At 73.0% G+C, this 20,278-nt stretch carries 20 protein-coding genes and 1 pseudogene; 9 read left to right on the forward strand and 12 right to left on the reverse strand.

Annotation, left to right across the window (positions count from 1 at the left end; genetic code table 11):
• Window positions 1–85 precede the first annotated feature (85 nt).
• Entirely contained in the window at window positions 86–1,024 is a 939-nt protein-coding gene (locus ACZ42A_RS00185) for an endonuclease/exonuclease/phosphatase family protein (protein WP_468524846.1), read from the forward strand.
• A gap of 81 nt (window positions 1,025–1,105) precedes the next feature.
• Here ACZ42A_RS00185 and ACZ42A_RS00190 read toward each other — a convergent pair whose 3' ends face one another.
• The 3 genes from ACZ42A_RS00190 to ACZ42A_RS00200 form a co-directional block, all read right to left on the reverse strand.
• Window positions 1,106–2,971: an FUSC family protein gene (locus ACZ42A_RS00190; protein WP_468524847.1), complete on the reverse strand. Its 1,866-nt coding sequence runs from the start codon at window positions 2,969–2,971 to the stop codon at window positions 1,106–1,108.
• 335 nt (window positions 2,972–3,306) lie between these two features.
• Window positions 3,307–4,095 carry a nucleotidyltransferase domain-containing protein gene (locus tag ACZ42A_RS00195; RefSeq protein WP_468524848.1) on the reverse strand — a complete coding sequence of 263 codons (789 nt, stop codon included), beginning with the start codon at window positions 4,093–4,095 and terminating at the stop codon, window positions 3,307–3,309.
• Between the two features lie 82 nt (window positions 4,096–4,177).
• A complete protein-coding gene (locus tag ACZ42A_RS00200) occupies window positions 4,178–6,088 on the reverse strand; it encodes a toll/interleukin-1 receptor domain-containing protein (RefSeq protein WP_468524849.1) in 1,911 nt (636 codons plus the stop codon).
• Between the two features lie 38 nt (window positions 6,089–6,126).
• On the opposite strand from ACZ42A_RS00200, the gene ACZ42A_RS00205 reads away from it, so the two are divergent.
• From ACZ42A_RS00205 to ACZ42A_RS00220, 4 genes are all read left to right on the forward strand, one after another.
• The gene (locus ACZ42A_RS00205; RefSeq protein WP_468524850.1) at window positions 6,127–6,792 is read left to right on the forward strand and encodes a hypothetical protein; all 666 of its coding nucleotides are present in this window, start codon (window positions 6,127–6,129) and stop codon (window positions 6,790–6,792) included.
• Between the two features lie 81 nt (window positions 6,793–6,873).
• Window positions 6,874–7,299, forward strand: a complete 426-nt coding sequence (locus tag ACZ42A_RS00210; RefSeq protein ID WP_468524851.1) for a hypothetical protein — start codon at window positions 6,874–6,876, stop codon at window positions 7,297–7,299.
• A gap of 37 nt (window positions 7,300–7,336) precedes the next feature.
• Window positions 7,337–7,750, forward strand: coding sequence for a RidA family protein (locus ACZ42A_RS00215; protein WP_468524852.1), 414 nt, complete (start codon window positions 7,337–7,339; stop codon window positions 7,748–7,750).
• A complete protein-coding gene (locus tag ACZ42A_RS00220) occupies window positions 7,747–8,259 on the forward strand; it encodes a GNAT family N-acetyltransferase (RefSeq protein WP_468524853.1) in 513 nt (170 codons plus the stop codon). The genes ACZ42A_RS00215 and ACZ42A_RS00220 overlap by 4 nt, the downstream gene beginning before the upstream one ends.
• On the opposite strand, the gene ACZ42A_RS00225 is transcribed toward ACZ42A_RS00220, so the two are convergent.
• Both ACZ42A_RS00225 and ACZ42A_RS00230 read right to left on the reverse strand, forming a co-directional pair.
• Entirely contained in the window at window positions 8,205–8,927 is a 723-nt protein-coding gene (locus ACZ42A_RS00225; RefSeq protein ID WP_468524854.1) for an aspartate/glutamate racemase family protein, read from the reverse strand. The genes ACZ42A_RS00220 and ACZ42A_RS00225 overlap by 55 nt on opposite strands.
• Window positions 8,928–8,932: 5 nt before the next feature.
• Entirely contained in the window at window positions 8,933–10,384 is a 1,452-nt protein-coding gene (locus ACZ42A_RS00230) for an NCS1 family nucleobase:cation symporter-1 (RefSeq protein ID WP_468524855.1), read from the reverse strand.
• Between the two features lie 176 nt (window positions 10,385–10,560).
• Between ACZ42A_RS00230 and ACZ42A_RS00235 the strand changes: the two genes are divergently transcribed.
• Complete coding sequence (locus ACZ42A_RS00235) at window positions 10,561–11,211, forward strand: GntR family transcriptional regulator (RefSeq protein WP_468524856.1); 651 nt, start codon at window positions 10,561–10,563, stop codon at window positions 11,209–11,211.
• A 27-nt stretch (window positions 11,212–11,238) separates the two neighbouring features.
• On the opposite strand, the gene pip is transcribed toward ACZ42A_RS00235, so the two are convergent.
• Window positions 11,239–12,201, reverse strand: a complete 963-nt coding sequence (pip, locus tag ACZ42A_RS00240) for a prolyl aminopeptidase (RefSeq protein ID WP_468524857.1) — start codon at window positions 12,199–12,201, stop codon at window positions 11,239–11,241.
• Window positions 12,202–12,264: 63 nt separating this feature from the next.
• Window positions 12,265–13,044 (reverse strand): uracil-DNA glycosylase, encoded by a 780-nt coding sequence (locus ACZ42A_RS00245; RefSeq protein ID WP_468524858.1) that lies wholly within the window; start codon window positions 13,042–13,044, stop codon window positions 12,265–12,267.
• A gap of 450 nt (window positions 13,045–13,494) precedes the next feature.
• Here ACZ42A_RS00245 and ACZ42A_RS00250 point away from each other — a divergent pair.
• Window positions 13,495–13,962: pseudogene (locus tag ACZ42A_RS00250) on the forward strand (RNA-binding S4 domain-containing protein); the annotation flags it as partial.
• Window positions 13,963–14,070: 108 nt separating this feature from the next.
• On the opposite strand, the gene ACZ42A_RS00255 reads toward ACZ42A_RS00250, so the two are convergent.
• Entirely contained in the window at window positions 14,071–14,754 is a 684-nt protein-coding gene (locus ACZ42A_RS00255) for a class I SAM-dependent methyltransferase (RefSeq protein ID WP_468524859.1), read from the reverse strand.
• Window positions 14,755–14,928: 174 nt separating this feature from the next.
• Here ACZ42A_RS00255 and ACZ42A_RS00260 point away from each other — a divergent pair, with 174 nt between their 5' ends.
• Entirely contained in the window at window positions 14,929–15,198 is a 270-nt protein-coding gene (locus tag ACZ42A_RS00260) for a DUF6343 family protein (RefSeq protein ID WP_468524860.1), read from the forward strand.
• 12 nt (window positions 15,199–15,210) lie between these two features.
• Here the strand turns inward: ACZ42A_RS00260 and ACZ42A_RS00265 are convergent, their stop codons facing one another.
• From ACZ42A_RS00265 to rpsA, 4 genes are all read right to left on the reverse strand, one after another.
• Entirely contained in the window at window positions 15,211–15,588 is a 378-nt protein-coding gene (locus tag ACZ42A_RS00265; protein ID WP_468524861.1) for a tetratricopeptide repeat protein, read from the reverse strand.
• A gap of 104 nt (window positions 15,589–15,692) precedes the next feature.
• Window positions 15,693–16,313: a dephospho-CoA kinase gene (gene coaE / locus ACZ42A_RS00270; protein WP_468524862.1), complete on the reverse strand. Its 621-nt coding sequence runs from the start codon at window positions 16,311–16,313 to the stop codon at window positions 15,693–15,695.
• Window positions 16,314–16,391: 78 nt separating this feature from the next.
• Complete coding sequence (locus ACZ42A_RS00275) at window positions 16,392–17,330, reverse strand: PAC2 family protein (protein ID WP_468524863.1); 939 nt, start codon at window positions 17,328–17,330, stop codon at window positions 16,392–16,394.
• Between the two features lie 224 nt (window positions 17,331–17,554).
• The gene (gene rpsA / locus ACZ42A_RS00280; RefSeq protein ID WP_330340677.1) at window positions 17,555–19,045 is read right to left on the reverse strand and encodes a 30S ribosomal protein S1; all 1,491 of its coding nucleotides are present in this window, start codon (window positions 19,043–19,045) and stop codon (window positions 17,555–17,557) included.
• 345 nt (window positions 19,046–19,390) lie between these two features.
• Here rpsA and ACZ42A_RS00285 point away from each other — a divergent pair, with 345 nt between their 5' ends.
• The gene (locus ACZ42A_RS00285) at window positions 19,391–20,272 is read left to right on the forward strand and encodes a class I SAM-dependent methyltransferase (RefSeq protein WP_468524864.1); all 882 of its coding nucleotides are present in this window, start codon (window positions 19,391–19,393) and stop codon (window positions 20,270–20,272) included.
• The last annotated feature ends 6 nt before the right edge of the window (window positions 20,273–20,278 follow it).

The following is a 20,278-nucleotide window of genomic DNA, read 5'->3' on the forward strand; positions in this document are numbered from 1 at the left end:
GGTTCCGGCCCTGTCGCAGGGCGGCCCGGGCCCGCACCCTGGCCTCACCACAGCCCGCCACCAGGCTCTGCGAAAGGGGCCCGGCATGCTCGTAGGCACCTGGAACCTCGAGAATCTCTACCGGCCCGGCGGGCTGTTCGGCCCGCGGGACCAGACCGCGTACGAGACCAAGCTCGCCTCCCTCGCCGCCGTGATCACCGAACTGGATCCGGACCTGCTCGGCCTGCAGGAGATCGGCGAGCCGGTCGCGCTGGACGACCTGGTCGGCATGCTGGACGGCGAGTGGCACACCGCGGTCTCCACGCATCCCGACGAACGGGGCATCCGCGTCGGCTTCCTCAGCCGTACGCCGCTGCGCCTGCTGGCCGACACGACGGCCTTCCCGGAGCAGCTGCGGCCGGTGCAGACGGACGACGAGGGTCGGACCACGGAGGCGGCGGGGCGGGGCCTGCTGGCCGTGGAGGCGGAGGGCGTGCGCGCCGCGGTCGCGCATCTGAAGTCGAAGCTGCTGACGTATCCCGTCAAGCGCTTCCACCCGCACGACGAGGGCGAACGGGCCCGCTACGGCGCCTACGCGCTGCACCGCCGGGCCGCCGAGGCGACGGCGCTGCGCGCGCTGGCCGACACGCTGCTGGCGGGCGACGGGCGGGAGCAGGACGTGGTGGTGCTGGGGGATCTGAACGACGAGGTGCAGGCGGCGACCACGCAGATCCTGCTCGGCCCGCCCGGGTCGGAGATCGGCACGGACGGTTTCGACCGGGACGACGCGGGTGACGCGGCCCGGCTGTGGAACGTGGCCCCGCTCATCCCGGCCGAGCAGCGCTTCTCCCGGGTGAACTCCGGGCGCCGCGAGCTGATAGACCACGTCCTGCTCAGCCACCGCCTGGTCCGCCGGGTCACGGCCGCGGGCACCGGTCTGCCCGCCGAGACGGCTCCCCGGCTGCCCTCGGTCGGCACGGATCCGGCCGCGCGGCGGGACGCTCCGGGCTCGGACCACGCACCGGTGTGGGTGCGGATCGACTAGGGCAGATGCGCGTGCCAGGCCCCCGCGACGACGGCATGATCCGGAGGACAGGCCCTGGCGCGGGCGGCGGTGCCGCCAGGGCTAGCCGGCGACCGGGAGACCGGCGGCCCGTAGCCTGCCGCGCTCCTCGGCGAGGGCGTCGAGGAGGCCGAGTACGTCGGCTTCCGCGGCCTCGGTGAGGAGCCGGTCGAGCCGGCGGGCGTGCCGCGGGGTGAGCCGCCCGGTGTCGTCGAGGTGGACGGCACAGGCGGTGACGGTGTCGACGAGCCGTTCCAGCACGGCCACCACCTTGTCCGTGCCCTCGGTGTGCCGGGCCAGGGCGGGCAGTTCCGCGGCGGCGACGGTGACGGCCGTACGGGCCTCGGCCAGGGTGCGGTAGGCCTCGCGGCGCAGCACCCACCGGGCGGGCCGGTCACCGGACCCGCCGATCACATGGGCGAGATAGGCCTGTGCGGCCCCGCCCGCCGCCGCCACCCGGGCGCGTACCCCGCCGCCCCGCTCCCCCGGCATCGGCAGATGCCCGACGATCAGCACGATCGCGCAGGCCAGCAGGGTCTCGGCGATCCGGCTCCCGGAGGCCTGCGGCTCCCCGCCGACCATCACCAGGGCCAGCACGAGCACCGTCACGACGGCGGTCTGCGCAGCGAAGTGCCGGGTGGCGACCGGGATCAGCGCCCCGCTGACCGCGACGACCGCCACGAGCCCGGCGGGCCGCGGCAGTACGGCGGCGAGCCCGGCGAACACCAGTGCCCCCAGGACGGTCCCCGCGGCCCGGCACAGCACCCGCGAGGCGAGCGGCCCCAGGTCGGGCTTGACCAGGAAGACGGCCGTGGCGGGCAGCCAGTACCAGTGGGCGTGGTGGAGCGCCTGGGCGACGGCGGCGGCCGTCCCGAACGAGAGGGCGACCCGCATCCCGTACTCCCGCCCGCCGGGCCCGAACGCGGTGCGCAGCAGCTGCCGCGCCGTCCGCCGACGGGTGTGCAGCGCACCGCCCTCGCCCCGGTCGAAGGCCTCTGCGGCGCGCAGCAGCGCGTCGTCCAGGGCCCGCAGGGCGGGCGCGGAGCGCGAGGGCGCGGGCAGCGGCCCGGTGTGCGTGTTGCGGCGGACGGCCGCGGCGAGGCGCCGGGGTGCCTCGGCCGCCCGCGCGGAGAGCGGCTCCCCGGCCCAGGCCAGCGCGGTGGCAGCCTCGGCGAGGGGCAGCGCCGCGGCGTACTGCGCGTGCAGCCGCCGCTCGGCCCCGGACCCGGCGTACCGCCGCAGCCGGGGCCCGGCGAGGGCGTCCTGAGCGTGGTCGAGGGCGGCGGTGAGCGCGGCCCGCCGGGCGGTGGCGTACGGGCCTCCGGCGGCGTCGAGCAGATCGGCGACGGCGTCGTAGACCCCCGCGATGGCGCGCCGCTCCCCGTCGAACCGGAAGTCCCCCGCGAACGCCCCGGGCGTCGGCAGCACCAGCCGCAGCACCAGCAGCCACCCGGCCCCGCCGAGGAAGACGATCCCCCGCAGCCATCCGGGCTCGGGCAACGGCATCCCGGCGCCCACGGCACAGGCGACGAGCAACTGCGTCCCGGCCGCCGAGGCGACGGGCCCGACCGCACTGACACACCCGGCGACCAGGCCGAGCCCGGCGAGCATCACCGTCAGGCCGAGAGCCCCGCCGTACTCCCCCGCATACGTCCCGACGACCATCCCGACCGCACCGGCCGCCGCCGGGACCCCGAGCCGCCGCACCGCGGCCCGCCGGCTGCCGGGCCGGTCGTTGATCCCCGCGAGCATGGCCGCGATCGCGGCGACCACGCCGACCGAGGCCCGCCCGGCCACCACGGCCGCCGCCACCAAGGGGCCCGCGGCCAGTCCCCCTCGCACCACAGCACTCCACGGCACCGGCCCCCGCTGCGCCCGCAGCGCATGCGCGAGCCAGAGGGGCGGTACGGGGACGATGCGACGAGACACAGGGCGGCTCCTGCCGGGACGAGGGCGGGGTGTGCCTTCGGGCGACGGTGGCCGGGCGGTGGGTGTAACGCCCACGGTAAGGGGCGTTGTTGGAGGGGATGGGACGGGCGTGTTTCAGGGGTGTGACGGATGGGGCGGGACGGATCTGCGCCTCACGCGCGCGGGGACGCGGAATTGCGCCTCACGCGCGCGGGTCCGCCAGGATTGGACCTCACGCGCGCGGGGTCCGCCGGAATCGGGCCTCACGCGCGCGGTCCGCGCGGAACTACGCCTCACGCGCGCGGGTCCGCCGGAATCGGCCTCACCAGCGCGTGGCCGCCCCCGCGGGCGACGCCTCACACGCGCGTGGTCCGCGCCTCCCCCACGCGCGCGTCGAAGAGCGATTCCGCCCTTTCGACCGCCGCGACCATGGCGTCCGCGTCCGCCGCCCCCAGCGACGCGATGATCGCGTCCACCTCCCGCAGCCCCGCCCGGTCCAGCAACCGCTTCTCGTTCGTCACCCACTCCCCCCTGGCCGCCAGGACGGCATGGCCCGCCTGGGTCGCGGCGACGGCGAGGGCGCCGCAGAGTTCGGTGCGGCGGGCGGCGGTGGCGTGGTTGGCCTTGGCGTAGGCGAGGGTGGCGCGCGCGGTGCCGTGCCAGCGGTCGGCGGCGGAGTGGCGGAGTTTCTCCGGGTAGCGCTCGGGGCGCGGCGGGGTGCCGCGCAGGGGCTGGTTGACGGCCAGTTCGGCGACGACCAGGTAGCTGGGGATCCCGGCGAGATGGAAGAGCAGCGGCTCGACGCGGAACCGTCCCTCCTCGGCCTCCGCCAGCTCGTGCTCCACCACGTCCAGGTCCCGGTAGTGCACGTCCACGCGGCGCCCGTCGACGGTGAGCCAGCCGCCCCCGTTGAACACGCCGCCGCCCCATCCGCCGACCTCGGAGATCTCGCCCTCCCAGCCGAGGGCGCGCAGGTCGGCGGGGTCGAACGGGCCCCGGTAGTAGATGCCGAGGTCCCAGTCGCTCTCGGGGCGGTGGGTGCCCTGGGCGCGGGAGCCGCCGAGGGAGACGGCTTCGACCGTGGGCAGGCCGGCGAGGCGGTCGGCGACGGTGTCGAGGAAGGCCGAGTCGGTGAGGGCGGGCATCAGCGGCTCCGGACGGTCGTGTCTTTGCCTTGCTCTTTTCCCGGGCCTTTTCCCATGCCTTTTCCCGTGCTCATTTCCCTGCTCAGCCCGCCGTCGCCACGCCGAAGTCCGCTCCTGAGATGCCGCCCAGCGCCTCGGCGATCCGCAGCAACGGCTCGCGCAGGGCGGCCAGTTCGGTGCGCATCGCGTCCGCCTCCGGCCAGGCCGCCTCGTGGTCGAGGGGGGCGGTGCCGGCGGGACAGCGGGCCTCGTAGGCGGCGAGGCGGGGGTGCCAGGTGGCGGTGAAGGGCCGGATGGTGTCGTTGATCAGGGCGTAGGCCAGGCTCTGGACCGTGGGCGTGGCCGTGTCCGCGCCCCGTTCCAGGGCGATGCTGTACGTGTGCAGGGTGGCCCGGGTGAAGTCGATCAGGGACTTCAGCGAGTGCAGGGCCTCGCGCAGGCTGCCGGTGCCGGGAGCCAGTTCCTGCACACCGATGCGGGTGACCAGCTCGACCTGGATGTCGAAGGCGGCCATCCGCTCGGACTCGCTGGGCGCTGCCATGGGTGCCTCCCTCCGGCTGCCGGGGAAGCCCAGCGTAACCGGGTCGCGCCGGCCGCACAGGGTGCGCAGGGTGGTGTGCCGCAGGGCCTCGGTGCGGGCGGGGGCCGGATCGTGGTGGTGCCAGGCGTGCAGCGTCACGGGGTGCAGCTGCCAGCCGCCGTCGGGGACAGGGCTCAGCAGGCTGCGCACACGCAGCTCGGCGACGCCGGTCTCGGCGTGCCGGCGGGCCACCACGCGGGGGACCCGGTCGGCGGCGGCGAGGACGCGCTCGGCGTCGGCGACGGTCAGCGGCAGCGGGTGCAGGGCGGCGGCGCAGCGCAGCACGTCGGCGGCGTCCTCGGTGTCCACGTCCTGGACGAGGGAGGCGGTGACGTCCTCGTCGGCGAGCGCGTCGAGGAGGGATCTGCCGCGCGCGTGGAGGCGGTCGTAGAGGCCGCGGGGCGGGTGTCCGGCGCGGACCGCCCGGCCCAGGAGGGCGAGCGCCAGCGGGTGGCCGCCGACCGCCTCGGCGAGCGTGTCGTCGCCGGCCAGCACGCGCGCGTGGAACGCGTCGAGCGGGCCGAGGTCCACAGGGGTGCCCAGTCCGTCGTAGGCACGGCTGCGCAGGGTGAAGAGGGTGTGGCCGAGCGGGTGCGGGGCCGTCATGCGCGCGAGGGCACGCATCGGGAGCCGGCCGGCGGGGACGGAGTCGACGATCCAGAGGAACGGTTCGCCCAGCGCGTCGAAGGCGGCGAACGGGTCGTCCAGGCCCAGCGCGCGCACCGAGTCGTCGTACGCCTCTCCGTCCAGCCAGTAGACGCCGCCGGGATACGCCGCCTCGAAGCGGACGGCGTACTCCTGCGCGAGCAGGGTCTTGCCGATGCCCGCCATGCCGCGCAGCTGCACCGCGCGGGCGGCGGCCCGGCCGGTGACGAGGGGCGCCGTGTGCGCGTGCAGGGCGGAGTGCACCTGCCACAGTTCGGAGAGCCGGCCGAGGAGTTCGGGGCGCGGCTGGGGCACGCCGGACGGGCCGCGGCGCGCACCGTGCTCGGGCAGGGGCAGGGGACCGTCGAGGCGGGCGACATGGTCGCGTACGTCGGCCACGAGCGCGGCCGGGTCGTCGGCGGAGGCGTGCCGGGCGTCGCGGAGTTCGACGGGGTGGATGTGGTCGGTGCCCGGCTCGGGGTTCACGACCATCACCCGGCGCCGCGGGTCGCCCTCCCCAAGTCCCGCGAGATACGCGGTGGTCAGCTCCCACTGGCAGGCCTCGCGCTCCGGGTAGCCGGCCGAGTAGTAGGCCAGCAGGGCCTTGGAACGGGCGAGTTCGCGCCGGATGGTGTCGCTGATGCCGGCGAAGGACGCGACACCGGTCTCGTCCGTGAACACCCGGAGCCCGCCGTCACGCAGCGCCCGCGCGAGCGGACGGACCCGCTCCACATCACCGCGGCTGTAGCTGAGGAAGACGTCCCACACGGCGACTTACCCTACTGTGGGTACCCGGGAGGGCGATCATGAGACACAGGCAGCGCAGGCGGCGGGGGCCGGGCGGCCCGTCGCAGATCACGGCGACGCTGACGATCCCGTTCGTCGGCCAGATATCCGGCACCTGGGAGCCGGCCGACGCGGAGCGCAGCGCGGCCTGGGAGCTGTACCTGGAACTGGTCACCCGGGTCTCGGTCGAGGAACTCGACCCCGAGGAGGGCTTCCTGCGCGAGGCCCTGTCCTCGCTCTACACCTTCTTCAACACCACCCGCGAGATACTGCGCCGCTACGGCCCTGAGGTCGCCCCTCCCCTGGCCCCCGGCCACGTCAGCTTCGGCGTCCTCTCGGTCACGGTCCTCAACCGCGTGCTGCGGCCCCTGCTCGCCTCCTGGCATCCGCGTCTGGCCGCGTACGAGTCCCAGCGGCCCGAGGACCACGACCCCGTCGCCTGGGAACGCTCCTGGGAGCACGCCGACGCCCTGCGCACCGCCATCGGCGAGGTCCGCCAGACGCTGGTCTCCCTGGCCCGCACCCTGCAGGAGGTCGCGGGTGTCAGCGATCTGATCGACCTTCCGGCGCCCCGATCCCCGGGCGCGGGGGGCGGATTGGGCACCCCCCCGCAGGTCAGAGGGGTCCTGACGGCTCCGGGAGCTGAGGACGCGGGCGGCCGGGAGCGGTTCCTGAGGGCGGCCTGAGGGCCCGGCTGCCTCGATTGTCAGTGGGGCGCGTTATCAATGGAGTCATCACGCAGTGTGATGACGACAGGGGGATGAGTGATGACGACGCAGGACATGCCTCGCGACGGCCGGCCGCAGAGGCCGCAGGAGCCGCAAAGGCCGCAGCCGGTCCGGACGCACCTGTCCATGGCCGGGCTGCGGGCGCGCGGATGGACCGCCGCGCTGGTGCGCCAACTCCTCGGCGAGCCCGACCTGCTGCGCCCCCATCCGCTGCTCCGCACCGCCTGGCAGATCCGCCTCTATCGCGTCGAGCGCGTCGAAGCAGCCGAGCGCGGCGACGAGTTCCGCGCGGTCGCGGCCGCCGCCGCACGGCGTTCCGCCGCCGCGCGGACCACGGCCCTGCGCAGGCGACGAGCCCATCGCCGCCCCGGCACGCCCGGCGCCGGACAGGACGAGGTGCGCCGGCGCGGCAACCCCGGCCGAATTCGCGTGCGGGCGCGGCCCGATGCGCGGATGATCGACTGATGGCACGCCGTCCGACCCCACAGACCCAGGAGCGCTCGTGATCCAGCGCGTCACCGTCTCCGACCTCTTCCCGCCTCCGCGGTACTCCCACGCCTCCGTCGTCGAGGCCGGCACGAAGCTGGCGTTTCTAGCCGGGGCCGTTCCGCTGGACGCCGACGGGAAGCTGGTCGGCGAGGGCGATCCCGTGCGGCAGGCGCGGCAGGTGATCGCAAATCTCGAACGGCAACTGCACGCGGTCGGCAGCGACTTGACGCGGGTGGTGGCGACCGATGTGTACGTGGTGAGCGCTGAGCCCGCGGTGCTCTCCGAGGTCTGGGACGTGGTGGAGGCGTCCGGGCTGAGCGTCGGCCCCCACTCGTCGACCCTGATCGGCGTGGCGTGCCTCGGCTACACCGGGCAGCTCGTGGAGATCACGGCCACCGCCGTCGTTCCGGAGGAGATACGGCCGTGACACCGTCAGTCGCCCTGCGCCGCGCCGCCGCCCCCGACGCCCGTCCCGCCGCCGACGTCTGGCTCCGCTCCTTCGCCGCCGCCCTGCCGGGTGTCGTACGGGCCCACTCCGACGACGAGGTCCGCGGCTGGTTCCGGCACGTCGTGGTGCCGCGGCAGGAGACCTGGGTGGCGGAGGCGGCGGACGGGACGGGGGTCGTCGGGGTCATGGTGCTCGACGAGGTGGAGCTGTCGCAGCTGTACCTCGACCCGGACTGGCGCGGCCGCGGCCTCGGCGACCGGTTCGTCACCCTGGCCAAGGAACGCCGGCCGCGGGGCCTCGACCTGTGGACCTTCCAGGTCAACACGCCCGCCCACCGCTTCTACGAGCGTCATGGCTTCGTCGCGGTCGAGTGGACGGACGGCGCGGCAAACGAGGAGCGGGAGCCGGACGTGCGGTATGTCTGGCGGCCGGATCAGGCGCCGCCGGGCGGTCCCCAGACCCGGCGCTTGGGCAGCGGCGCCGCGTAGCTGCCCGCGCGACTGGTCGTCAGCCCCAGCGCCACCAGCGACTCGGCGAGCTTCACCGCCGCTCCCACCCCGTCGACGACCGGGAGGCCCAGCTTCTGAGCGACCGTCCGCTGGAGTCCGGTCATGCCGGCGCAGCCGAGGACCAGCACCTCGGCCCCGGCCTCCCGCGCCCGTTCGGCGGCGGCGAGGAACGCCGCCCGGGTGCGCTCGCCGTCGCCGAGGTCCAGCACGCCGAGCCCGGTGCCGATCACGGCGACGCAGTTGCGGGCGACGCCGGCCGTCTCCAGGCTGTCCTCGATCTGGCCGCGCGACCGCTCCAGGGTGGTCACCACGCCGTAGCGCCGTCCGAGCAGACAGGCCAGGTGCGCGGCGGCCTCCGTGATGTCGACGACCGGGACGTCGACCAGTTCCCGTACGCCTTCGCGGCCGTGCTCCCCGAACCCGGCCATGACGACGGCGTCGTAGGGCGGTCCGTCGTACGTCCGCAGGGTGTCGAGCACGGCGGCGGCCGACAGATAGCTGTCGAGCCAGCCCTCCGCGGACTCCGGTCCCCAGCCGGGGGTCAGTCCGGTCACGGTGGTGCCCGGGCCTGCGGCGGCCCGGGCACCTCGTACGATCTCCTCGGTCATCTCCTGCGTGGTGTTGCAGTTGGTGACGACGATCCGCACGCCGCTCAGCCCTCCGCCCCACGCCGCTCGGACCGGCACAGCGCCGCGTACAGCCCCGCCGCGAGGGCGGTGCCGATGAACCAGGAGTACGGGGCCACCGGGCCGAAGGCCTTCACCAGGGCGAGCACCGCGGCGACCGCCGCCGACGGCAGGAACGCCCACAGCGCCTTGGGGTTGACGCCCTTGCGGTAGTAGTAGCGGGAGCCGGGGGCGGCGGAGAACAGGTCGTTCGCCTCGATACGGCCGCGCTTGACCCAGCAGTAGTCGACCATGATCACGCCGAACAGCGGGCCGAGGAAGGCGCCGAGGCCGCCGAGGAAGTAGTTCACGACGGTCGGGTTGGAGAAGAGGTTCCAGGGGGTGACCACCAGCGCGGCGACCGTGCTGATCATGCCGCCGACCTTGAAGGTGATCTTCTGCGGCCAGACGTTGGCGAGGTCGTACGCCGGTGAGACGAAGTTGGCGACGATGTTGACGCCCATGGTGGCGATGGCGAAGGTCAGCGCGCCGAGCACCAGCACCCAGGTGTTCCCGATCTCGGCGACGAGATACGCCGGGTCGGTGATCTCCTTGCCGAACACCTCGTAGGCGCCGGCGGTGACGATGACCGAGACGATCACAAAGGCGGTCGAATTGACCGGCAGGCCCCAGAAGTTGCCGCGCCGGACCGTGCGGTAGTCGGGGGCGAAGCGGGAGAAGTCACAGAAGTTGAGCATCAGGGTGCCGTAGGTGGCGAGGACCAGACCGACCGCGCCGAACCACTGGCGCCACTGTTCGCCGACGGACACCGGGTGCGGGGTGGTGGTGAGGGAGATGGTCCAGTCGGCCTTGGCCAGAATCCACACGGCCAGCGCGATCATCACCAGCCAGATCGCCGGGCCGCAGAAGTCCTGGAACTTCCGCACGGACTCCATGCCCTGACTGATGATCAGCGCCTGGATCAGCCAGAGCGCGATGAACGAGATCCAGCCGAGCGCGTCCAGCCCGAGGAACGAGCTGTGCGTCCACGACTCCAGCCCCGGCCAGGCCGCCAGCAGCATCACGTTCACGGCGACGGAGGCGAGATAGGTCTGGATGCCGTACCACATGATGGCGATGACGGCCCTGATCAGCGCGGGGATGTTGGCGCCCCAGACGCCGAAGGAGATCCGGCTGACGACGGGGAAGGGCACGCCGTGGCGCTGGCCGATCTTCCCCATCCAGTTCATGCCGATGTAGATGATCACGAACCCGATCAGCAGGGACGTGAAGATCTGCCAGACATTCATGCCGAGGAAGAGCAGTCCCGCGGCGAAGGTGTAGTTGCCGAGGTTGTGGACGTCGGACATCCACATCGCGAAGAGGTCGAAGACCTTCCAGTTGCGCTTGCCGGCCGGGGCCAGGTCTTCGTTGGTGAGCCGGGGGTCGGGGACGAACGCGGCGGTGCCGGTGGCGTCGGCACGGTCGGCCAGGGACACGGGGCCTCCAGGGACGAGGGAGCGGAGGACTGCGGTCGGAACGGTGAGTACGCGACCGGATGAGCGGCCGTTTGGTATACCAAACTGCGCTCATGGTCCCCTCGTCAACCGTTCGGACCGATGTCGTGGCCGTAAACGCTCCGTAAAACGCCACCGGAGTCGGCGAAGATGGCTCCATGACGAAGATCGAACCCCTCGGCGCGGTCCGCGAGCGGGTCCTGGCCGGACTGCGGCAGGAGATCATCGCGGGCCGCCTCCGCCCGGGCGACCGGCTGGTCGAACGGGAGCTGGCCGAGCGCTTCGGTGTCTCCCGGGTGCCGGTCCGCGAGGCGATCCGCGCCCTGGTCGCCGAGGGGTTCGTCCACTTCGAGACGCCACGCCGCACCGTGGTGCGGCGGCTCACCCCGGACGACGTCAAGGAACTCTTCGAGCTCCGCGAGGCGCTGGAGGTCTACGCGGCCGGCCTCGCCGCGTCACGCGCCACCCCGGAGGAGCTGGCCGAGCTGCGCGAGCTGCTGGAGAGCGCGGCACGGGCGACCGAGGCCGGGGACGCGGAGACGATCACCGACATCAACACCCGCTTCCACGACCGCGTTCTCGCCATGGCCGGCAACAGCCTGCTGATCTCGGTCATGGAGCCGGTCGACGGCCGCCTGCGCTGGCTCACCCGGCAGAACGAGGAATGGCCGCAGCTCCTCACCGAACACCGGGATCTGTACGAGGCGATCGCCTCAGGCGACCCGGACCGCGCCCGCGCCCACGCCCTGGACCACGTACGGGCGAACTACCGGTCGACCGTGCGGCACCTCTTCGGGGACCTCGCCTGAGGCAGCTCCGAGACGGGCTCCGGCCCGCTAGCGCCGGGCGTACGCGTCCGTCGCCGCGACCAGCAGATCCGCGATGCCGGGCGCGCCCGCGCTGTGCCCGGCCTGGTCCACGATCCGCAGTTCGCTGCCGGGCCAGGCCTGGTGCAGGCGCCAGGAGACGCCGAGGAGGTTGCCGAAGTCGAGGGCGCCCTGGACGAGGGTGCCGGGGATGCCCTTCAGCAGGTGGGCGTCGCGCAGCACGACCCCCTCGTCGTTGCCCTCGCCGAGGAAGTGGTCGTTGCCCCAGTAGTGCGTCACGGTCCGCGCGAACCCCATGCGAAACACCGGGTCCTCATAGCGCTCCACCGAGCGCGGCGGAGCGGGGATGGTCGCCGTCTCCCAGTCGGTCCAGCCGCGTGCCGCCCGCTCCCGCACCTCCGGGTCCGGGGACTCCAGCAGCCGGTTGTACGCGGCGGCGAGATTGCCGTCCCGCTCGTCCTCGGGCACCAGGGAGACGAACCGTTCGAAGGCCTCGGGGAAGATTTTCCCCAACCCCCTGGTCAGCAGGGTCACTTCGGGGGTCGAGCCGGTGGCGATCCCGGTGAGCACCAGTTCCGAGACCACTCCGGGGTGCGTCTGCGCGTACCGCAGCCCGAGCACCGACCCCCACGACCCGCCCCACACCAGCCACCGCTCGATCCCGAGGTGCCGGCGCAGCAGTTCCAGATCCGCCAGGACATGAGCCGTCGTGTTGACGCTCATGTCGGTCTCGTACGCGCTCGCATGCGGCGTCGAGCGCCCGCAGCCGCGCTGGTCGAGCTGGACGATGCGGTAGGCGGCGGGGTCGAAGAGGCGCCGGAAGTAAGGCAGGCTGCCGGAACCGGGCCCGCCGTGCAGCACGAGCGCGGGCTTGCCGTGCGGGTTTCCGCTGGTCTCCCAGTAGACGTGGTTGCCGTCGCCGACGTCGAGCATGCCGTGGTCGTACGGTTCGATCTCCGGGTAGAGAGGCATCCGAGGAAGCTAACGCCGCAGAGGTCGTCGTGTCGTCTCCTTTTCCGGTACGGCTGTACGGGTCTACGTGCGGTATGGCGGTGTGCGCGGAGTGCGGTACGGCCGTCCGGATCGACTCCGGTACGGCAGTCCGGCCGCGGTCGCCGCCGTGCGCAGCACCTCGCGCAGCATCGCGGGGGTGAGCCGGCCGGTGAAGGTGTTGCGCTGGCTGACGTGGAAGCAGCCGAAGAGATCGAGGCCGCCGGAGCCCTCGGCTCCACGGGGGTCGCCGGAGTCCGCGAGCCGGACATGCGTGCCGTGTGCGAACGCGGGGCGCGGCCTCGGCACCGTCCACCCCGCCTCCGCGAAGGCGGGCAGCGCGGCCTGCCAGCCGAAGGCGCCGAGGACGACCACGGACCGCAGGGTCGGGCGCAGCAGCCGCAGCTCCTGGACGAGCCAGGGGCGGCAGGTGTCCCGCTCGCCGGGGGTCGGTTTGTTGGCGGGCGGAGCGCAGTGCACGGGCGCGGTGACGCGGACGCCGTACAGCTCCAGGCCGTCGTCGGCGCGCACGGAGGTGGGCTGCGAGGCGAGCCCCACGTCGTACAGCGCCTGGTACAGCACATCGCCCGAGCGGTCGCCGGTGAACATCCGGCCGGTGCGGTTGCCTCCGTGCGCGGCCGGGGCGAGGCCGACGATCAGCAGCCGGGCGTCCGCCGGCCCGAATCCCGGGACGGGGCGGCCCCAGTACGTCCAGTCGGCGAAGGCGGCGCGCTTGGTGCGGGCCACCTCCTCCCGCCAGTCGACCAGCCGTGGGCACGCCGCACACCCCGCAATCCGCGCGTCCAGGTCGGCCAGGCTGTCCATGCCTCAACGGTACGGGCGCGGCGTTAAGGTCGGGGCATGGCTTCCGAGCGTACGGACAGGAACAGGGGCGACGGCCGCCACGGGAACCGCCGACGGAGCGCGGACGGGCGCGGCACCACAGCGGCCGCCGGGCCGTGGGACGCGTCAGAGCGCCGTGCCCTCGAGGTCGGGGCGCCTGAGGGCGTGCCGGAGCGCACCGCCGGGGCGGGCCACGCGGAGGGACCGGACAGCTCGCCGGTCGCCGACCGGGAGCCGGCGCGCTCGCAGGCCGACGCTCCGGACCCCGCCGTGACGTCGTCCCAGGGCGGAGGCGGGGCGAGGGGGAACGGCGTCGGCTCCGGTGAGGCCCGGGCCGAAGGCTCCGACGCCGGGGACCCGAACGCCGGTGCGGAGCCCAGGACCGGTCCGGACCCCCAGGCCGCCCCAGACCCCACGGAGGCCCCAGACCCCACGGCCGCCCCGGACCCCAAGGTCGCCGCCGCGATCGCCGCCGCCGAGGCCGCCGGCCCGGCGAACGGGGAGACCGTGCGGATCGACAGCTGGATCTGGTCGGTACGGCTGGTCAAGACCCGCTCGCTCGGCGCCGCCGCCTGCAAGGGCGGGCATGTCCGGGTGAACGGCGAGCGGGTCAAGCCCGCCCACGCCGTACGGATCGGCGACGAGGTGCGCCTGCGGCATGAGGGCCGCGAGCGGGTCGTCGTGGTCAAACGCCTGATCCGCAAGCGGGTCGGTGCCCCGGTCGCCGTCCAGTGCTATATCGACAACAGCCCGCCGCCCCCGCCCCGCGAGGCCGTGGCCCCCGCCGGCATCCGCGACCGCGGCGCGGGCCGCCCCACCAAGCGCGACCGCCGCGAGCTGGAACGCCTCCGCGGCCTCGGAGGGTTCGGAGGCTTCGGCGGCCGCCCCGGAGGGCAGTGACCGGTCGGTCATGCCGACCGCCGCACCAGCCGCAACCGCAGCCGCCAGCGGCACCTGCACGGCACACAGGCCGTCAGGTGCCGCGCGACCGCGCGCGGTCCGCGGAACCTACCGACCCGCCGGCACCGCCCTCACCCATATCCGATCCTCCGTCAGATACCGGTCCACCCTGAGGCCCACCTCCCCCAGTGCCTCCTCGAACTGTTCCTTCGTCAGGGGCCTCGCCCGGAACGTCTGGGTCCAGGTCGCGTCCGGGAACTCGTACTCCGCGCGCACCGACCGCAGGCCCTCCCCGACCGGTTCCGACGACACGATCCGCACGGTGAAGCCGCTGGGGTCGACCCGCTCGCGCGGCACGTCGGTGTGGTAGTCCTCGCCCTCCCGCTGGATCAGCACACAGCCGTCCTCCGCCACGTGCCGCACGCAGGTCCGCAGCAGCCCGCGCCGCACCTCCTCGTCCCCGGTGTGCACGAGGAACGAGGCGAGCAGCACCGCGTCGAACGTCTCGCCCAGGTCCAGGTCCTCGATGGGGCTGAGCACCGTACGCGCCCCGCGGACGCGCGCCAGCATCTCCGGGGACTCGTCGACCGCCGTCACCCGGTACCCCCGCTCGACCAGCGGGTGCGTCATCCGTCCTACCCCGCTGCCCAGCTCCAGCAGGCGCGCGCCCGCCGGCACCGCGGAGGTGATGATGTCCGGCTCCGGCCCGGCCGGAAGCCGTGAGTAGAGCTCGACCGCGCAGCCGTCCGGGGTGATCGCCCCGGGCCCCGTCCCCTGATGTCCCGCTCGCATTTTCAGCTCCATGACCGGCCAACGGCCCGCCCCCGCACGCCCGTTCCCCCGCGCCGCGACACCACCCGTTCGAGTGACGCCGGGACAGGAGCCCTCCCCTGGCCGTGACGGTCGGCGCCGCCCTGGAGCGGAACGGCACGCGGGAGTACGTTTCAAGGAGGAGTGGTGATCCCGATGCGTACGGGCAGTGAGCCGGTGACCGCGCGCAGTGCACTGCGGGCGCGCTTCTGGCTGAGCGTGTGGGGGCTGGTCTGGGCGATCTTCGGCACGGCGGCGTTCGCCCTGGTGGGGCGGATCGGCTGGGCCATCGCCTGTGGCGTGCTGTGGCTGGTGGCCACGATCGACATGATCGTGATCCTCCGGCACATCCGCCAGGGCCCGCACTATCAGCCGGGTCCCGACGTCCCGCCGTACCGGCCGCCGGAGAACTACAGGCGCCGGTAGTCCGCCCGCGTCCTAGTCGAAGCGAGCCGCCTTCAGATACCGCGGGTTCGGGTCCAGCGCGGCCGCCAGCCGGAAGTGGCGCTTGGCCTGGTCGGGGCGACCCTGGCGCTCATAGGTGCGGGCGAGCGCGAAGTGCGCGAACGCGTTGTCCGGTTCGCGCTCCAGCACGATGGTGAACTCCAGCTCGGCCGGGCGCAGTTGCGCGGCGGCGAAGAAGGCGCGGGCGCGCAGCAGCCGTGCGGCGGTGTTCTCGGGGTGCGCGGCGATGACTCCGTCGAGCAGCTTCACCGCGCCCCGCGGATCCCGTGCGGCGAGCAGCTGCTCGGCGGCACGGAAGTCGATGACGTGCGTCTCCGGGGTACGTCCGGTCGAACCGCTGGTCTCGGGCACGGCATATTCCTTCCCTTGCTGCACCCGTTCAACGCCGTGGCGCAGGGCGGCTATTCCCGGTCCGACGCCCTGCCGCGGCGCCGCTACACCTGAGCCGGGCCCTGCTACGCCTGAGCCGGACCCTTCGGCGCGCGGGCCCGGCGGACCAGCTCGGCCCACACGTCCTTCACCCTGCGCTCCAGCTCCTCCAGCGGTACGTCGTTGTCGATCACGATGTCCGCGATCTCCCGGCGCTTCTCCCGGGTCGCCTGCGCCGCCATACGCGCGCGAGCGTCCTCCTCGGTCATACCGCGCAGCCGGACGAGCCGGTCGAGCTGGGTCTCCGGGGCGGCGTCGACGACGATCACCACGTCGTACAGCGGGGCCAGGCCGTTCTCCGTGAGCAGCGGTACGTCGTGCACCACGACGGCGTCCTCGGCCGCCGCGGCCTCCAGCTCCCGGGAGCGGGCCCCGACCAGGGGGTGCACGATCGAGTTCAGGACCGCGAGCTTCTCGGGGTCCGCGAAGACGATCGAACCGAGCTTGGGCCGGTCCAGGCTGCCGTCCGGGGCCAGCACCTGCTCGCCGAAGGCCTCGACGACCGCGGCGAGTCCGGGAGTCCCGGGCGCCACGACCTCGCGCGCGATGCGGTCGGCGTCGATCAGCACGGCACCGCACTCCACGAGCAGCCGCGACACCTCACTCTTGCCGGCGCCGATCCCGCCGGTCAGGCCCACAGTCAGCATGAGCGGAAGCTTAGAGCCTGCCGGTGACAGCGGGCGCCGACGGGGGCCGCCGGCCGCCCCACCCCCGTCGGGCCGTGCTCAGCCGTCTCCCTCGCGCTCCGCCAGGAACCGCTCGAACTCCCGCCCGATCTCGTCCGCCGACGGGATCTCCACCGGCTCGGCGAGCATGTTTCCGCGCGTCTCGGCGCCGGCCACCGCGTCGTACTGGTGCTCGAGACCCTGGACGAGGGCCGTCAGCTCCTCGTCGCCCTCGCGGATCTGCCGCTCGATCTCGGTCTGCGTGCGGTACGCGTCCGTGCGCAGGGAGTGCGCGATGCCCGGCAGGACCAGCCCGGTGGCCGCGGTGACGGCCTCCAGGACGGTCAGCGCGGCGTCGGGGTACGGCGAGCGGGCGATGTAGTGCGGGACGTGCGCGGCGACGCCCAGGACGTCGTGCCCGGCCTCCATGAGGCGGTACTCGACCAGCGACTCGGCGCTGCCGGGCACCTGCGCCTCGTCGAAGGGGCTGCGGTGGCCGGGAACCAGTTCGGTCCGGTTGCCGTGCGGGGTGAGGCCCACCGGGCGGGTGTGCGGGACGCCCATGGGGATGCCGTGGAAGTTCACGGCCAGGCGTACGCCCAGACGCTCCACGATCTGCTCGACGGCCGCCGCGAAGCGCTCCCACTCGACGTCCGGCTCGGGGCCCGACAGCAGCAGGAAGGGCGCGCCGGTGGCGTCCTGGACGATCCGGACGGCGAGCGTGGGCTCCTCGTAGCCGGTCCAGCGGTCGCGCCGGAAGGTCAGCAGCGGACGGCGGGCGCGGTAGTCCACGAGCCAGTCGTGGTCGAAGCGGGCGACGACCTGGTGCGGCAGCGAGTCGAGGAGCCGGTCGACGATCTGGTCGCCGGTCTCGCCCGCGTCGATGTATCCGTCGAAGTGATAGAGCATGACAAGACCGGCCGATTCCTGGGCGAGCGCCATGTCGACGACGGCCAGGCCCTTCGGCTCCCACGTGTACAAACCCTGCGGATCTAGCACAGTGACCGCTCCTCCTCGTGTTCGTACGGGACAACACGGTGTAGGAGACGGTCATTCCCATCCGGGCGAGTCGGGCGGCAACTGGCTGGTAACTGCCCCGCGCGGTGGCCTCGTTGAGGCCCTCGGGACGGCCGCACGACGGTTTCCGAACACACCGAGGGCCCGCACCCCGGATGGGATGCGGGCCCTCGGCCTGTTATCGGCCAACCCTCAGCGGGCTGCGCTCAGCTCTGGCCGCCGGCCAGCTTCTCGCGCAGCGCGGCCAGCGCCTCGTCCGACGCCAGGGCGCCCGACTGGTCGCCACCCTCGGAGGAGTACGAACCGCCGGTCGCGGCCGGAGCGGCGGCCTCGCCACCCTCGGCGGCGGCAGCGGCGTCCGCCTCGCGGGACTTGATGACCTGCTGCTGGTGCTGCTCGAAGCGGGCCTGCGCCTCGGCGTACTGGCGCTCCCACTCCTCGCGCTGCTTCTCGTAGCCCGGCAGCCAGTCGTTGGTCTCCGGGTCGAAGCCCTCGGGGTAGATGTAGTTGCCCTGGTCGTCGTAGGACGCGGCCATGCCGTACAGGGTCGGGTCGAACTCGACCGCGGACGGGTCGGCACCGAAGGACTCGTTGGCCTGCTTCAGCGAGAGGCTGATGCGACGACGCTCGAGGTCGATGTCGATGACCTTGACGAAGATCTCGTCGTTGACCTGGACGACCTGCTCCGGGATCTCCACGTGGCGCTCGGCCAGCTCGGAGATGTGGACCAGACCCTCGATGCCCTCGTCCACGCGGACGAACGCACCGAACGGAACCAGCTTCGTGACCTTGCCGGGCACGACCTGGCCGATCTGGTGGGTGCGGGCGAACTGCTGCCACGGGTCTTCCTGGGTCGCCTTCAGCGACAGGGAGACGCGCTCGCGGTCCATGTCGACGTCGAGGACCTCGACGGTGACCTCCTGGCCGACCTCGACGACCTCGGACGGGTGGTCGATGTGCTTCCAGGACAGCTCGGAGACGTGGACCAGACCGTCGACGCCACCCAGGTCCACGAAGGCACCGAAGTTGACGATCGAGGAGACCACACCGGAGCGGACCTGACCCTTCTGGAGGGTCGTGAGGAACGTCTGGCGGACCTCGGACTGGGTCTGCTCGAGCCAGGCACGGCGGGACAGGACCACGTTGTTGCGGTTCTTGTCCAGCTCGATGATCTTCGCCTCGAGCTCCTTGCCGACGTACGGCTGGAGGTCGCGAACACGGCGCATCTCGACCAGCGAGGCCGGGAGGAAGCCGCGGAGGCCGATGTCGAGGATGAGACCACCCTTGACGACCTCGATGACGGTACCGGTGACGATGCCGTCCTCTTCCTTGATCTTCTCGATGGTGCCCCAGGCACGCTCGTACTGGGCGCGCTTCTTCGAGAGGATCAGGCGGCCTTCCTTGTCCTCCTTCTGGAGGACCAGGGCCTCGATCTCGTCGCCGACGGCGACGACCTCGTTCGGGTCGACGTCGTGCTTGATCGAGAGCTCGCGGCTCGGGATGACACCTTCGGTCTTGTAACCGATGTCGAGCAGGACCTCGTCCCGGTCGACCTTCACGATGACGCCGTCGACGATGTCGCCGTCGTTGAAGTACTTGATCGTCTCGTCGATCGCTGCGAGGAATGCTTCCTCGTTACCGATGTCGTTGACCGCTACCTGCGGGGTGGTGGCGGTGGTCTCGGTGCTGCTCGTCATGTGGGAAAGGGCTCCGGTACGGACATTGAAGTCGTAGGTACTGCTACGCCGGGAGCCCGTTTCGCTCTGCAGAAGCCGGACAGCCAAGGAAGCGCCTCACCAGCCAAAACCGGTGTTGGCGCCTCGACAACCGAGGGGACATACAACAGATGCGAGCGCAGCCTGCTACGTCTGAGGTGCGCAGGCCCGCAGCGCAACTTGTAGCATACGGGGGCGGCCGGGCATGGTCAATGCGCGAAGCCGCACACCCGGGGCGGATCGCCGCATTCCCGGCACAAAACGCCTGCGGCGGAGCCGCATTTCGGACAGGTCCCGAGGCCACGCAGGCGTCGGCGCGCCCCTCCGGTGACACCGCCGGGACGGGTTGGACGGAAGAGTACGACGAGGGAGCCGATCATCCAAGAGCCCGAATCCGCCGAGCACGCGGCCGAGCCGGAGGCCACCCGGCGTGACGCCGGGAGCACCGAGAGCGCCCGGGCCAACCGGGGCTGGTGGGACCGCAACGCGGACGAGTACCAGATCGAGCACGGCACGTTCCTCGGCGACGACCGGTTCGTGTGGGGCCCCGAGGGCCTGGACGAGGTGGAGGCCGAGCTGCTGGGCCCGCCGGAGGAGCTGAAGGGCAAGGACGTCCTGGAGATCGGCGCCGGCGCGGCACAGTGCGCGCGCTGGCTGGCCGGCCAGGGGGCCCGTCCGGTCGCCCTGGACCTCTCCCACCGCCAGCTCCAGCACGCGCTGCGCATCGGCGGCTCCTTCCCGCTGGTGTGCGCCGACGCGAGCGCCCTGCCCTTCGCGGACGCCTCCTTCGACCTGGCGTGCTCGGCGTACGGGGCGCTGCCGTTCGTGGCGGACCCGCGGCAGGTGCTGCGGGAGGTGCGCCGGGTGCTGCGGCCGGGCGGCCGCTTCGTCTTCTCGGTGACCCATCCGATCCGCTGGGCCTTCCCGGACGAGCCGGGCCCGGAGGGCCTGTCGGTCTCCGGCTCCTACTTCGACCGCACGCCGTACGTCGAGCAGTACATCGAGAACGGGGTCGGCCGCGCGGTGTACGTCGAGCACCACAGGACGCTTGGCGACCGGGTCCGGGACATCGTGGCGTCCGGTTTCCGGCTGGTGGACCTGGTGGAGCCGGAGTGGCCCGCGTGGAACACCGCCGAGTGGGGCGGCTGGTCGCCGCTGCGCGGGAACCTGATCCCGGGCACGGCGATCTTCGTGTGCGAGCGGGACTGAGCGTTC

The organism is Streptomyces sp. NPDC030838 (genome assembly GCF_055572035.1).